Origin of the sequence: Shimazuella alba (assembly GCF_009831235.1) — a bacterium.
GTDB lineage: Bacteria > Bacillota > Bacilli > Thermoactinomycetales > Thermoactinomycetaceae > Shimazuella > Shimazuella alba.
The window spans coordinates 20330-34607 of sequence record NZ_WUUL01000010.1 but is presented as its reverse complement, the minus strand read 5'-3'; the positions used below and the strand labels follow the sequence as shown (position 1 = coordinate 34607).

The following is a 14278-nucleotide window of genomic DNA, read 5'->3' as shown; positions in this document are numbered from 1 at the left end:
CAGCAACCAAAGGTTATCTTTGGCACCACTGCTCACTCCTTTGGCGTGTGTGTTTTACACCAATGTCGAATATATCATACAAAGCAAATAGCTTGCAAGGATTATGTTTGTAACTTAATGTAAATTACCTGGATTTGAAGATTTTTGAGCAAACTCCTCTTTATCTAGTAAGAGGTTTCCTAAGTAAGACATTGCATGAGTGTGCCCAGCATCACATGCTTTTTCCAACCAGATGATGCCTTCTGCTTCATTATATGGCAAAGTGAATCCTTCTACTAAACGCCAGCCCAATTGGTACATAGATTCTGCACTACCTGCCTCAGAAGCTTTTTTCAGCCAATACTCCCCGAGTTCTTGATTGTATGGAAAACCACTTGCATCTAGATAGCGCCACCCTAAACTATCCATCGCATCAAGATTTCCACCTTCCGCAGCTCTGGTCAACAAAGTCTCTGCTTCAGATAAATTGCCGTTTGGCAGTGTTCCCTTTAAAATAGCCCAAGCTAGAGAGCACATTGCATAAGTATTGCCTTTGCCCGCAGCTTCACGAAGCAACCGTTCTCCTTCTGCAATATTTTGCGTAATTCCTTTTCCATCTAAAAGTCTCCAGCCAAGTGCACTTAAAGCAGGGTCGTAGTTAAGAGAGATCGCTTTCTTTAACCACATTTCTCCTTCTTGTTCATTATGAGGTAAACCAGCGCCATCTAACAAACGCCAGCCCAAATTATGCATAGCTTTTACATTACCCATTTCGGCAGATTTACGTAGTAATTTCTCCCCTTTGGACATGCTTTGTCCATCGAAGTTTGGTGTTGCACTCAAGTTTGATTGATCACTCATGTATCTCCAACCCCTTTATCAGCATTATTACAACAAATATTATTATCACAAATAAAGAGAAAATGGTAGACAAATAGATGAAAATCATAGAATAAGGTGTTTTCCTTTTTTATTGTTTTTAGCGAACTCCACAATAGAATAGAGCACTTTGACCTATTAATCGGTCATTCCGTTTTTTGTCACAAGACAAAAATAGCAACGATTTATTAAAATAGAGTTATGTGACACGTGTTTATACATCATGCTAAAACAAAGGAGAACGTGTACGAAATTGAGAAAATTAAAATTAGCAGTGCTCATCCTATTTTGTCTTTCTTTCTTATCCTTCCCTAACTGGTCTATTACTTCTGCCAAATCAACAACTAAAAAAAGCTCTTCCATCCCAAGCAACCAGTGGAAAATAACTGGTACTGTAAAAGGAACGGGAGATGTAAGTAAGAAATTTTCGATTCGTCCCAGTAACCTCAAAGCATTGAAAATGGGAGAGGATATGAAATTTGAAATTAAATCCACTGATAAACAGTTAATTTATACTTTAAAAATCCCTGTAAAAAAAGATAGCAAAAAAGCAGAGATGTTCCAATATATATCCTCTGGTGAAGAAGAAGCTGGTTACTTCCGAGTAGAAAATCAAACCTATGATGCTGAGAAAAACCTCATAACGGCAGAGGTAAAAGGAGGGGGGACATTCATAGTTGTTACACAACCTGAAACTCCAAAAAGCATTCAATCCCTTTCCCCCAAAACATCAGCACCATCTTCCAAAATAACAAGCACACCACCTGCTATTTTTTATCTCCCTCACCAAGATGATGAAACTCTTTCGATGGGAGTTGCGATTACCCAGCACTTAGATGCTGGAAGAGAAGTAATAGCAGTCCTATACACTGATGGTGCTGGATCGGTTGCTCAAAGAATATTGAATGGAGAAGTAGGCTCCAGCTGGTGGGGCGGCACACATAATCCTGTAACAGAAGGATATAATCAAATTGATAATCAGAAGTTTTCGGAGGCAAGAAACAATGAATTAAAATCTGCTCTCATGCAATTAGGTGTAAAAGCAGAAAATATTCATATTCGCAATCTTTCTGAAGATGGAACATTAACATTGGATGAACTCAAAACTTTGGTGTTGGAATATGAACAAAAATATCCAGGAGCAAGTCATAAAGCGATGTCCCAACATGATGGCTCGTTATCACATGCACTCAGTGGACAAGCCTTGGTAGATTTGTATAATCAAAAAGGTATAGTTGATGCTCGTTTATATGTATCAAGAAATGACTGGACAAGAGTTACGGTTGGTTCTATTGTCACTCCAAATACAGATCAAGCATTCCGGATTAAAAAGGCTGCATTTGTTTATCAAGCTTGGAATCCAGCAGTAGAATCTTTTGCTATTGGATATCACAGTGTCTCCCCACAGTTTAACTCCATGCTGGCTAATATCCAAAATAGACAACATACCCCAGCGCAGTAAAAAAAGAAGCCTATATGGCTTCTTTTTTTACAAAATATATTGGCTTAAATCTCGATTTGAAACGATATTTCCCAATCGCTCTTTCACATATTCTGGCGTTATTTTAATTTCTTCTAATGTGATATCAGGAGCTTCAAAAGATAGTTCTTCCAACAGTCGTTCTAACATAGTATGCAGTCTTCTAGCACCAATGTTCTCCGTTTGACTATTTACCTGAGCAGCTAAATCTGCTATCTCCCGAATAGCTGATTCTGTAAATGTCACTTTGATTCCTTCTGTTTCTAACAGAGCAGAATATTGTTTTAAAAGTGCATTTTTAGGTTCTGTAAGGATGCGGATAAAATCCTCCGTAGTCAAATCATTTAATTCTACGCGGATCGGAAAACGTCCTTGAAGTTCAGGAATTAGATCAGATGGTTTTGCGACATGGAATGCTCCCGCTGCAATAAACAAAATATGATCTGTTTTGATAGATCCATATTTTGTTACCACTGTTGATCCTTCGACAATAGGAAGAATATCGCGCTGTACACCTTCACGAGAAACATCAGGTCCATGATTATCTTTCCCTGCTATCTTATCGATTTCGTCTAAAAAGATAATCCCTGTCTGCTCTACTCTTTCCAAAGCTTCTTGGATAACTTGATCCATATCAATCAATTTCTGTCCTTCTTCTTGAATCAAAATTTCTCTTGCGTCTCGAACAGGCAGACGTCGCTTTTTCTTCTTTTTCGGCATGATATTGCTAAACATCTCTTGCATGTTCATACCCATCTGATCCGCGCCCATACCAGCAAACATATCAAACATAGAACCCATCTGCTCTTCTATTTCTAACTCTACGAGCTGATCTTCTAGCTCACCATTTTTCAGCAGTTGAGCCATTTTATTTCGTTCCAATCGGATAGATGCATTCTCTTCTTTTGTAGGTTCCTCTTTTGGTTGACCGGACTGAAACAACATCTCAATAGGATTTTTGAAAGAAGTGGACTGTTTTTTATCTGGTACCAAAAGTTCCACAAGGCGCTCGTCAGCCAATATTTTTGCCTGCTCTGTAACTTTTGACAATTTTTCCCCTTTTACCATGCGAATAGCTGTTTCGGAAAGATCGCGAATCATTGATTCCACATCGCGCCCCACATATCCTACTTCTGTAAATTTGGTTGCTTCCAATTTCACAAATGGAGCTCCTACTAATTTTGCTAAGCGTCTTGCTATCTCCGTTTTCCCAACTCCAGTTGGACCAACCATTAAAATATTTTTTGGTACAATTTCTTCTTTCAAATCATTTGGTAATAAACTACGACGATATCGATTACGCAGTGCAATAGCAACTGCACGTTTGGCTTGATCTTGACCTACAATATGTTTATTTAACTCTGTAACAATTTCTCTTGGAGTAAGCATCTTTAAGCCTCCTCAACGATGATTTGATCATTGGTAAACACACAAACTTCACTTGCAATAGTCAAAGAGGCTTTCGCGATCTCTTTTGCAGATAAGTCAGGAGCATATCGTTTTAACGCACGACCAGCAGACAATGCGTAGCTTCCACCAGATCCGATAGCTAAGACATCATCATCCGGCTCAATCACTTCGCCGTTACCAGAAACGAGTAACAACTGATCTTTGTTCAAGACAATCAACATCGCCTCCAAAGATTTCAACATTTTATCTGTACGCCATTCTTTCGCTAACTCCACTGCTGCTCGAGTAAGAGACCCTTGGTATTCTTCCAGTTTCCCCTCAAATTTTTCAAATAAGGTGATAGCATCTGCAACTGAACCTGCAAATCCTGCTACCACTTGCCCTCGATAAAGCCTGCGAATTTTTTTAGCGCCATGCTTCATGATCATCTGATTACCAAATGTAACTTGACCATCACCAGCTATCGCAGCTTCTCCATTATGGCGTATGGCAAAGATAGTAGTTGCATGAAATTGCTCCATTATATCTCTACTCCCTATCTATTATGTGATGATCTCTTTTTCTGTTTGGACATTGATTTTAGTAGATACACTTTCTACTTCTAACAGTGCACGCTCAGCATATTGCTCTGCCCTCTCCCTTTTGCCTCTCAAGGGAGAATCCAATGGTGTAAATAGCCCAAAGTTTGCATTCATCGGTTGAAAATGCTTTGCATCTGTCGTGGTTATGTAATGAGCCAAACTTCCCATGGCAGTAGCAGGAGAAAGAGTAACAAGTTCTTCACCTCTAGCAAGACGTGCTGCGTTTATTCCCGCTAATAATCCAGCTGCTGCTGATTCCACATAACCTTCTACACCAGTGATTTGACCTGCAAAAAATAGATCGTCACGGCCTCTGAATTGATAAGTGGGATGGAGTAATTTTGGCGAATTTAAAAACGTATTTCGATGCATGACACCATAGCGAACGATCTCTGCATTTTCCAATCCAGGTATCAACTGAAGAACTTCTTTTTGTGGACCCCATTTGAGATGTGTTTGAAAACCAACTAAGTTAAACAAAGTTCCTGCACTGTTGTCTTGGCGTAGTTGAACGACTGCGAATGGACGTTTCCCTGTACGAGGATCTGTTAAACCAACTGGTTTCATCGGACCAAATAATAATGTTTTCTTTCCTCGCTTTGCCATCACTTCTACAGGCATGCAACCCTCAAAGTAGATTTCTTTTTCAAATTCTTTTAAGGGTGCTGCTTCTGCTGTAATAAGCGCTTCGTAAAAGCGGTTAAACTCTTCTTCACTCATCGGACAATTGAGGTATGCTGCTTCTCCTTTATCGTAACGTGATTGCAAGAAAACCTTTTCCATATCTATGCTTTCTTTCTCTACAATAGGAGCTGCTGCATCATAGAAGTACAAATATTCTTCTCCAGTCAACGCTTGTAACTTGGCCGACAAATCAGGTGAGGTTAGCGGTCCAGTAGCTACTACTGTGATACCTTCTGGCAGTTGAGTTACCTCTTCTTTGACTACTTCTATGAGAGGATGCTCGGATAAAGTACGGGTAATCATCTGAGAAAATGCTTCTCGATCCACAGCAAGTGCCCCGCCCGCAGGTACTGCGTGCTGGTCAGCACTTCTCATGATCAAAGAGGTGAATTTGCGCATCTCTTCTTTTAATATACCGACCGCATTGGTAAGCCCTGCTGCTCGTAGGGAATTACTACATACCAACTCCGCAAATTGATCCCCGCGGTGTGCTGGTGTTTTGCGAACAGGCCGCATCTCGATTAGTTTAACAGGTACTCCACGAGATGCAATTTGCCAAGCAGCTTCACTACCTGCAAGCCCTGCACCGATTACCGTAATGCTATTCATGTCAATTTTTCTCCTCTTCGTAATCGCACTGGGTGCATACGATAAATGTATCTTTCTTTTTCTTTTTCTCTACTAACATTCCCTTACATTTTGGACATGGACGAGGTACTGGTTTATCCCAAGACACAAAATCACATTCCGGGTAACGAGTACATCCATAAAACAAGCGATTCTTTTTGCTTTTTCTCTCTACTACTTCTCCTTCATGACAAGTGGGACAAGTTACGCCGGTTGATTTAACAATTGCTTTGGTATTACGACAATCTGGAAACCCTGAACAGGCTAGAAATTTACCAAATCGACCATGCTTGTAAACCATCACCTTGCCGCATTTCTCACAAACTTCATCAGATTCTTCGTCAGCAATTTCTACTTCAGCCATTTCTTCTTCGGCAACTGATAGACGACCTTGAAAAGGCTCATAAAATTGAGCGAGCAACTTCACCCAATCGATCTGACCTTCTTCGACTTGGTCTAAATCTTCTTCCATGTGGGCTGTAAAGGTGACATCTAAAATCTCCGGAAAAAATTCTTCCATCATATTCAGCACAATTTCACCAAGCTCAGAGGGAACAAAGCGTTTATCTTCCATCAGAACATATCCGCGTTTTTGAATCGTATCTAGTGTTGGTGCATAGGTACTAGGTCTCCCTATCCCTTTTTCCTCTAATGTTTTGACCAGCCTAGCTTCCGTATAGCGAGGCGGCGGCTGTGTAAAATGTTGCTTTGGATCTATTTTTTTCTTGGTCAAGGTTTGTTTGGGTTCTAGAGCAGGCAGAAATTTTTCTTCTTCCTGTTTCTTTTCATCTGTTCCCTCAATATATACCTTCATAAACCCATGAAATTTAATTTTTGAGCCTGTTGCACGAAATGTTGCATCTCCTGCTTGTATATCAGCAGTCACTGCATCCAAAATAGCAGGCGCCATCTGACTAGCAACAAATCTTTCCCATATAAGTTTATATAAACGAAATTGATCCCGCTTCAAATACTCCTTAACATCAGTTGGAGTTCTTAAAACAGAAGAAGGACGTACTGCCTCGTGTGCATCTTGTGCATTTGCCTTCTTTGAAGCAGTTTTGCTTCCTTTGGAAACATAGGAGTCTCCGTACGTCTGGCGTATATAATTTTTTGCTTCTTCTTTCGCAGTGTCACTGATACGTGTAGAGTCTGTACGCATATAAGTAATTAGACCCACACTACCAGCTTTCCCCAGCTCTATACCTTCATAGAGCTGCTGAGCGATAGCCATCGTTTTTTGTGGACGAAAATTGAGCTTACGCGCTGCTTCTTGCTGCAGTGTACTCGTAATAAAAGGAAGGGCAGGATTTCGTTTTCTCTCTGTCAAACGAACATCAGATACGACAAATCTTTTCCCTTTTATCACTGCTAATAAGTTCTCCACATCAGCCTCTTTTTTCAACTCGGTCTTCTTATTTTCATATCCATAAAATTGTGCTTGAATCGTTTCTTTCCCTGTAGACAAGTGTGCTGTGACCGTCCAATATTCTTCTGGCTTAAAGTTTCGTATCTCTTTCTCTCGATCGATTACCAACTTTACAGCGATCGATTGCACACGACCCGCACTTAAACCTCGCTTTACTTTTTTCCAAAGCAAGGGACTGATTTTATATCCAACAATTCTGTCCAATATTCTTCTTGCTTGTTGTGCGTTTACCAAATCCATATTAATTGGTCTGGGATGCTTAAATGCGTCTTTAACTGCCTGCTTGGTAATTTCACGAAAAACTACCCGACAACTTTCTTTTGGATCGATATTTAAGCTATTTGCCAAATGCCAAGCAATGGCTTCTCCTTCGCGATCAGGGTCCGCTGCTAGATAAACGCGTTTCACACGTTTTTTGGCATCTTTTAACTGTTTCATTACATCGCCTTTACCGCGGACTGTAATATATTTGGGTTGAAAATTCTGATCTACATCTACTCCTAACTGGCTCTTTGGTAAATCTCGAACATGACCCATAGATGCCTTTACTATATATCCACGACCTAAGTATTTGCTAATTGTTTTTGCTTTTGCTGGGGACTCTACGATCACCAACGAGTCGGCCATCGGGGGCCCTCCTTCCTCGCCTTTCGTTCATACCAGTTAACATACCAGACCAAACATCAGTTGTGCAACAATGGATATAGGCTTGTATGTATTTTTTAATTGATAAGATAGTGAATGTAAACTTATCTACAAACGTGTACTAAACTTCTATCTGCGTTTATCAGGCAAGTCATATCAGTAACTCTTCATTATGTAATGTGCACCTGGGAGTTGTGCAATGCATCCCTTTATTTCTAAGGATAGCAAAGAAGTATGTAAATCGCTAATCGGTATTTTGCCAGTCATTTTTTCGATTAACTCCGTTATCTGTTGTGGCTCATTTGTAAGATAGGAAAGTACTTCCTTTTCTATTTTAGTCAAATCAACTGTAACTGCAATCTCTTTCTTCGTTTGAGTAAATGGCTCCGTTCTCCAGTCAGGCAGTTCTTCTAAAATATCTGTTACGGATTGCACACACTTGGCACCTTGTTGAATCAAAGTAAGAGTTCCTTTACTTCCAGGTGACTGAATCGGCCCTGGAACAGCAAAAACTTCTCTTCCTTGTTCCATGCTAAACTCTGCAGTTATCAACGAACCACTTCGCTCTGCTGCTTCTACCACGATTGTTCCAAATGACAGACCACTGATGATACGATTTCGTTGAGGAAATAGCCCAGGATGTCCGGGCGTACCAGGTGGATACTCGGAAATGACCAATCCGGACTGGATCAACTGGTGATATAGCTTATGATGATGTCTGGGAAATATTTCATCAATCCCTGTTCCCAAAACAGCGATGGTATTACCTCCAACCGCTAACACACTCTGGTGTGCAATCCCATCGATACCTGCCGCCATTCCACTCACAATCGTCCAAGTCTCATTGGCTAATTCTCTGCTCAGTTGCTCTGTTACTCGCTTCCCATATGTACTAGCTTTTCTTGTACCGACGATGGCAATACATTTGGAGGTCAGCAAAGCTCTATTTCCAAGCAAATACAAGACCCATGGAGCTTGAGGCAGATCACGCAACAAATCTGGATAATCATCATCGAAAACAGTCATAGTATCGATTTGCTTTTGCGCAAGTTGTTGGATTACTTTTTCCATATAAGCAGATGACCAGTTTTTCCGAATCACTTGGGCAGGTTTTGCTGGTAACTGAGATAAGATATGCTCTGATATTTTTCCACCTTCCCAACCCAATTGAAACAAACGTCCGATTGTCGCCCAACCAACTCCAGTCAGATGATGGATGGCAATCAATGATTTTCGCAGCAAGAAAAGAGCCCCCTCTTTTAGATGAAAAAAAGGAACCCAACATAGGTTCCTTTTTTGTGCTATTAGCTCTTTACGACAAATTCATCCAATAATCCTTTTGCTTCCAATAAGTTTACCAATGTTTCGCCGATAACAGCAGGAGTGGATGCTACAGAAACGCCACAGCGTTCCAAAGTTGCAATTTTCTCAGCAGCTGTACCTTTTCCACCAGAAATGATCGCGCCAGCATGACCCATCCGTTTTCCAGGAGGAGCTGTTTGTCCACCGATGAAGCCAACAACAGGTTTGGTCATATTAGCTTTGATCCATTCTGCTGCTTCTTCCTCAGCTGTACCACCAATCTCACCGATCATGATCACAGCTTTGGTTTCCGGATCATTTTCAAATGCTTCCAATACATCAATAAAGTTGGTTCCGTTTACGGGATCTCCACCAATACCAACAGCAGTAGATTGTCCAATACCACGTGTGCTGAGCTGATGTACTGCTTCATAAGTCAAAGTACCAGAGCGAGAGACGATCCCGACATGTCCTTTTTTGTGGATATATCCAGGCATAATTCCAATTTTACACTCATCAGGAGTGATAACTCCAGGACAGTTAGGTCCGATTAGACGAGTTTTCTTTCCTTCCAGGTAACGACGAACTTTTACCATATCGAGTACAGGGATACCTTCAGTGATACATACAACGAGATCAAGTTCTGCATCGATTGCTTCCATGATCGCGTCTGCTGCAAACGGAGCTGCTACATAAATAACAGAAGCGGTAGCTCCTGTTGCTTCTACTGCATCCACAACAGTATTGAAAACAGGAAGACCTTCTACTGTTGTACCACCTTTACCAGGGGTTACTCCACCTACCACTTGAGTTCCATACGAAAGCGCTTGTTGGGTATGGAACAGACCTACTGCACCAGTGATCCCTTGGGTGATCACTTTGGTATCTTTATTAACAAAAATACTCACCTTGCATGCTCCTCTCTATCAACCTTATTTCACTAGTTCGACGATTTTTTGTGCACCATCAGCCATGGAATCTGCTGCTACAATTGCAAGACCGGACTCATTCAACATTTTCTTACCTAATTCCACATTGGTACCTTCCAAACGAACAACGAGCGGACGGTCGAGTTCCACCTGTTTCGCTGCTTGGATGACACCATCTGCGATAACATCACACTTCATGATTCCACCAAAAATATTTACGAAAATACCTTTTACTTTTTCGTCAGACAAAATAATTTTAAAAGCTTCTGTCACTTTCTCAGCAGTTGCACCGCCCCCAACATCCAAAAAGTTAGCTGGGTCACCATTGTAATGTTTGATGATGTCCATTGTTGCCATTGCAAGTCCAGCACCATTTACCATGCAACCGATGTTTCCATCTAGAGCAATATAGCTCAAATCATATTTGGAAGCTTCAATCTCTTTTGCATCTTCTTCATCCAAATCGCGAAGCGCGACGATATCTTTTTGACGATACAATGCATTGGAGTCAAAGTTTAATTTTGCGTCGAGTGCCATCACACGACCGTCTGTCGTCGTGACAAGCGGATTAATTTCTGCTAATGCACAATCTTTTTCTACAAAAGCTTTATAGAGAGCGAGCATAAATTTCACAGCTTCTCTGATTTTATCTTTTGGGATATTGATCCGATTAGCAAGGCGATTTGCTTGGAAAGGAAGCAGACCTACTGCTGGATCAACCACTTCTTTGAAGATTTTTTCAGGTGTTTTTTCTGCAACTTCTTCGATTTCTGTACCGCCTTCTTCAGAACCCATCAAAACAACAGAGTTGGAAGAACGATCGATAACGACACCGATATAGTATTCTTTCTCAATTGGGCAACCTTCTTCGATAAGAAGACGTTTTACTTCTTTGCCCTCTGGACCTGTTTGATGTGTAACTAAAACTTTTCCGATTAATTCATTTGCAAATTCACGTACTTCATCTAAGCTTTTTGCAAGTTTCACTCCGCCAGCTTTTCCGCGACCACCTGCATGGATTTGCGCTTTCACCACCCAAAGGTTACCACCTAAGGATTGTGCTGCTTGTACTGCTTCATCTGCATTAAAAGCGACATATCCGTTTGGTACTTGGACGCCAAATTTCTTTAGCACTTCTTTTCCTTGGTACTCATGTACGTTCATGCTCCATCCTCCAGTCCATAGATAAAAAGCCAAATCAGGGTTTATATGTAAGTGGCAACAAAGACTAATTGCCTAGTTTCTTCCCTTGGCTCCTCTGCAAGTATAGCTCATTCGTGAATCGTTGCCAAGAGAAAAAGGACACCTAATCGTGGTGTCCTTACATCACTAATTCAATGATCGTAGCAACAATAAAAATGCCGAAGAGCAATCCACCAAATACCCCTGCCGATACGATAAAATCGAGAAATTCATTCTCTTTGTTTTCATTGGAATCATCATGTGTTTGTACTTGTGAACTCACCAAAGGACCCTCCTCTCTTACAACAGGCTTAGTATACCAAAAAAGAGAGAGTAAAAACATCTTCATTATGAAACCAAGAATAACCTACTTTTTAATCACTATTTAGCATACACTTTCTTTCTTAAATAAATATAACCATATACAAGAAATATTTTCAAAAATCAAATAAGTATTTCACATAATAATAAGACTTTATACCTCGAACTGTTTATCCTTTGCAAAATTTTATAATTCGAATATAATTTAGTTACATACAAATATCTCAGTTATCGTTAGGGAGTTCTGTTGTCTGACACCAATGAGGCGCGCTTCACCGGACGCGGCGGTTACACCGCTGGAAGCCCTGCCACACCGAGCATCCGTTTCGTGTACGGCTGCTCTCACCCTCTTCAGAAGGGGCAGGATGTTGTCATCCTGAACAGGCGGGGTCAGGAAGAAATCCGTATCCCTGCGGACAAGATCAGCAACATCAAACCACTCGTTCGAGCGGGGAAGCACGGAGCGCAAATCTGGTACTCCGAATTCTGAGATTCGTTCTCTGCTCTGCTAGCAGGACGCCCGTAAGGATGCCGACCTCGGCAGTGTAGAAGAACCAGCGCCCGGTGCCACACAACTGTGTAGCACCGGGCGCCGCACTTGAAAGGAGTATCACCCTTGAATATAAAATTTGCTACTGATCACCAATATGTATTTTCTCATCATCAAATCCAACACGCTCTCATCATCTGGGACAAAGAGTCACGAAAAGATATCTACATAGTGGAAACAGAAACACCCGATACACTCACCCTGCGTTATCCAGGAGAAACATATCGGGAACGGCTATTAGACGAATTGGAACCTTATTTTTTCCAAGTCCTTTTATCCGAGGACCAATCGGAGATACCTGTTATTCTTGGAGCTACCTTTGCTTTTCAGAAAAAATTAGTTGGTATGTACTACTCAAAATCAGAGTCTAGGGAAAATTTGTATTTCTTTTATCTCCTTGATGGCGAATTGGTTGATATAACAGAAGAAATATATCCTGAAGTAATAGAGCATTTTCGTTCAAACTACCCTGATATGTTATAAACTGGGGGTACTCCCCTCTTCTTCTTGAATAATATGCGCCAAAACAATCGCTGTTTCGGTTGCTAAAACAAGAGAAGGGTTGTTTTTCTTTTTGCGTAGATCGAGCGCTTCTTCAAATCGAAGAATCGCATTCTCATATTCTCCTAACTCCAACAAACATTTCCCCATATGTTGCAAGGCATAGTCCCGATAATTCTCCAAATCTTTGTAGCTGCTTATTGCTAATGCTTGCTCAAAACACGCGAGAGCAGCTTCATGTCTTTCATCGTATTTGAAAGCCTCTCCTAAACGAATAAGCGCACGTAACTCGCCTTGCAAATCTTCCTCTTGCTTCGTCAAATCAAGCGCCTTCTCCAAATATTGCACTGCTTTACTCGTTTGATATAGTACACGATAGCCGTTCCCGAGATAACTATAGAGATAGATCAACACTTGAGGATCCACTTTTGGTTCTTGCAAAACTTGACGTAAGTATGTATTTGCTTCTTCTAAAACAGCCTTTAATTCCCCTTCATCTACGGGTTGTTCCCGTAAAAATTGTGCAGGATTATATTGCATATAGTGTGTTAAATTAGGTAGCTTTTCTTTTAATTTGGATAATTTCATTTTCCCGACCCCTTCCAATTCCATTATAACATGAATTCGGGTGACCTTACCTCCTCAGACTGCATAGACATAAGAAGAATGAGCACGGGAAAGAGGGGTTTTCGTATGATTTCCATCAGTTTATGTATGATTGTAAAAAACGAAGAAGAAGTCATCGGACGTTGTCTGGAGTCGGTAAAAGGAATCGCAGATGAAATCAATATCGTCGATACAGGTTCTATAGATAATACTTTAGAAGTCGTAAAAAAACACACAGATCGTATTTTTGACTTTGAATGGATAAATGATTTTGCTGCTGCACGTAATTATTCTTTTCAGCAGGCTACAAAAGAATACATTCTCTGGCTTGATGCAGATGATGTCATTCAAGAAGAGGATCGCAAAAAATTTCTCCAATTAAAAAAGAATCTTTCCCCAACTATCGATTCTGTGTCTATGGAGTACCAACTTGCTTTTGATAATCAAGGGCAAGTATTAACAAGTCTAAGACGAAATCGTTTGGTAAAACGAGCCTGCAATTTTAAATGGATTGGTGCTGTTCACGAATACTTAGCGGTTGGAGGAAATATCGAACATAGCGATGTTGCCATCCAGCACCTTCCTATCGAACATGACAGCAATCGAAATATCGAAATTTATGAAGCAAAGTTAAGAAGAGGAGATGAATTCTCTCCTCGGGATTTGTTTTATTTTGCAAATGAATGCAAAGATCATCAACAATATAGCCGTGCTATCCACTATTATCATAAATTTTTAGAAACCGAGCAAGGATGGGTCGAAGATAATATTCGTGCCTGCTATCATATCGTCGATTGTTACAATGCTTTAGGATTTTCCAAGCAAGGAATCGAGTGGATTCTAAAGACATTCCAATATGATCGACCAAGAGCAGAAGCTGCATGTCGATTAGGTCACTTTTTTTTAGAAAAGAAGCAGTACGAACAAGCAATTTACTGGTATCGCTTTGCTACTGAATATAAACCTCCTAGTGATCACATGGCGGTAGAAAACGTTTCTTTTTCAACCTGGTTTCCTCACCTGCAACTATGTGTTTGTTATGATCGTATTGGTGATATCGAAAATTCCTACAAACATAACGAAATAGCACGAAAATATCAACCTAACAATCCACATGTCTTACACAATAAAACCTACTTAGAAGAGAGATTACAAACCAAATAAATGTTTTCT

At 40.5% G+C, this 14278-nt stretch carries 13 protein-coding genes; 3 read left to right on the top strand and 10 right to left on the bottom strand.

The window, feature by feature from the left end; all coding sequences use genetic code 11:
- Positions 1-114: 114 nt before the first annotated feature.
- On the bottom strand, positions 115-840 hold the full coding sequence (locus tag GSM42_RS14415; RefSeq protein ID WP_160802245.1) for a tetratricopeptide repeat protein: 726 nt from the start codon (positions 838-840) through the stop codon (positions 115-117).
- 271 nt (positions 841-1111) lie between these two features.
- Between GSM42_RS14415 and GSM42_RS14410 the strand changes: the two genes are divergently transcribed.
- A complete protein-coding gene (locus GSM42_RS14410; protein WP_160802244.1) occupies positions 1112-2320 on the top strand; it encodes a PIG-L family deacetylase in 1209 nt (402 codons plus the stop codon).
- Between the two features lie 27 nt (positions 2321-2347).
- Here GSM42_RS14410 and hslU read toward each other — a convergent pair whose 3' ends face one another.
- The 8 genes from hslU to GSM42_RS14370 form a co-directional block, all read right to left on the bottom strand.
- The gene (gene hslU, locus GSM42_RS14405) at positions 2348-3727 is read right to left on the bottom strand and encodes an ATP-dependent protease ATPase subunit HslU (RefSeq protein ID WP_160802243.1); all 1380 of its coding nucleotides are present in this window, start codon (positions 3725-3727) and stop codon (positions 2348-2350) included.
- A gap of 2 nt (positions 3728-3729) precedes the next feature.
- Positions 3730-4269 (bottom strand): ATP-dependent protease subunit HslV, encoded by a 540-nt coding sequence (gene hslV / locus GSM42_RS14400; RefSeq protein WP_160802242.1) that lies wholly within the window; start codon positions 4267-4269, stop codon positions 3730-3732.
- 21 nt (positions 4270-4290) lie between these two features.
- A complete protein-coding gene (gene trmFO / locus GSM42_RS14395) occupies positions 4291-5622 on the bottom strand; it encodes an FADH(2)-oxidizing methylenetetrahydrofolate--tRNA-(uracil(54)-C(5))-methyltransferase TrmFO (protein WP_160802241.1) in 1332 nt (443 codons plus the stop codon).
- A 1-nt stretch (position 5623) separates the two neighbouring features.
- Complete coding sequence (gene topA, locus GSM42_RS14390) at positions 5624-7696, bottom strand: type I DNA topoisomerase (RefSeq protein WP_160802240.1); 2073 nt, start codon at positions 7694-7696, stop codon at positions 5624-5626.
- A 174-nt stretch (positions 7697-7870) separates the two neighbouring features.
- The gene (dprA, locus tag GSM42_RS14385; protein ID WP_160802239.1) at positions 7871-8956 is read right to left on the bottom strand and encodes a DNA-processing protein DprA; all 1086 of its coding nucleotides are present in this window, start codon (positions 8954-8956) and stop codon (positions 7871-7873) included.
- Positions 8957-9018: 62 nt separating this feature from the next.
- Positions 9019-9924, bottom strand: a complete 906-nt coding sequence (sucD, locus tag GSM42_RS14380; RefSeq protein WP_160802238.1) for a succinate--CoA ligase subunit alpha — start codon at positions 9922-9924, stop codon at positions 9019-9021.
- A 24-nt stretch (positions 9925-9948) separates the two neighbouring features.
- Positions 9949-11109: an ADP-forming succinate--CoA ligase subunit beta gene (sucC, locus tag GSM42_RS14375; protein ID WP_160802237.1), complete on the bottom strand. Its 1161-nt coding sequence runs from the start codon at positions 11107-11109 to the stop codon at positions 9949-9951.
- 157 nt (positions 11110-11266) lie between these two features.
- Positions 11267-11410, bottom strand: coding sequence for a hypothetical protein (locus GSM42_RS14370; RefSeq protein ID WP_160802236.1), 144 nt, complete (start codon positions 11408-11410; stop codon positions 11267-11269).
- A 654-nt stretch (positions 11411-12064) separates the two neighbouring features.
- Between GSM42_RS14370 and GSM42_RS14365 the strand changes: the two genes are divergently transcribed.
- A complete protein-coding gene (locus GSM42_RS14365; protein ID WP_160802235.1) occupies positions 12065-12481 on the top strand; it encodes a hypothetical protein in 417 nt (138 codons plus the stop codon).
- Here the strand turns inward: GSM42_RS14365 and GSM42_RS14360 are convergent.
- Positions 12476-13087, bottom strand: a complete 612-nt coding sequence (locus GSM42_RS14360; RefSeq protein WP_160802234.1) for a tetratricopeptide repeat protein — start codon at positions 13085-13087, stop codon at positions 12476-12478. The genes GSM42_RS14365 and GSM42_RS14360 overlap by 6 nt on opposite strands.
- A 105-nt stretch (positions 13088-13192) precedes the next feature.
- Between GSM42_RS14360 and GSM42_RS14355 the strand changes: the two genes are divergently transcribed.
- The gene (locus GSM42_RS14355; protein WP_160802233.1) at positions 13193-14269 is read left to right on the top strand and encodes a tetratricopeptide repeat-containing glycosyltransferase family 2 protein; all 1077 of its coding nucleotides are present in this window, start codon (positions 13193-13195) and stop codon (positions 14267-14269) included.
- Positions 14270-14278 lie beyond the last annotated feature (9 nt).

Coding starts and splice junctions, on each gene's coding strand:
- GSM42_RS14415 (WP_160802245.1), bottom strand. CDS start 840: ATGAGTGATCAATCAAACTTGAGTGCAACACCAAACTTCGATGGACAA.
- hslU (WP_160802243.1), bottom strand. CDS start 3,727: ATGCTTACTCCAAGAGAAATTGTTACAGAGTTAAATAAACATATTGTA.
- hslV (WP_160802242.1), bottom strand. CDS start 4,269: ATGGAGCAATTTCATGCAACTACTATCTTTGCCATACGCCATAATGGA.
- trmFO (WP_160802241.1), bottom strand. CDS start 5,622: ATGAATAGCATTACGGTAATCGGTGCAGGGCTTGCAGGTAGTGAAGCT.
- topA (WP_160802240.1), bottom strand. CDS start 7,696: ATGGCCGACTCGTTGGTGATCGTAGAGTCCCCAGCAAAAGCAAAAACA.
- sucC (WP_160802237.1), bottom strand. CDS start 11,109: ATGAACGTACATGAGTACCAAGGAAAAGAAGTGCTAAAGAAATTTGGC.
- GSM42_RS14360 (WP_160802234.1), bottom strand. CDS start 13,087: ATGAAATTATCCAAATTAAAAGAAAAGCTACCTAATTTAACACACTAT.
- GSM42_RS14355 (WP_160802233.1), top strand. CDS start 13,193: ATGATTTCCATCAGTTTATGTATGATTGTAAAAAACGAAGAAGAAGTC.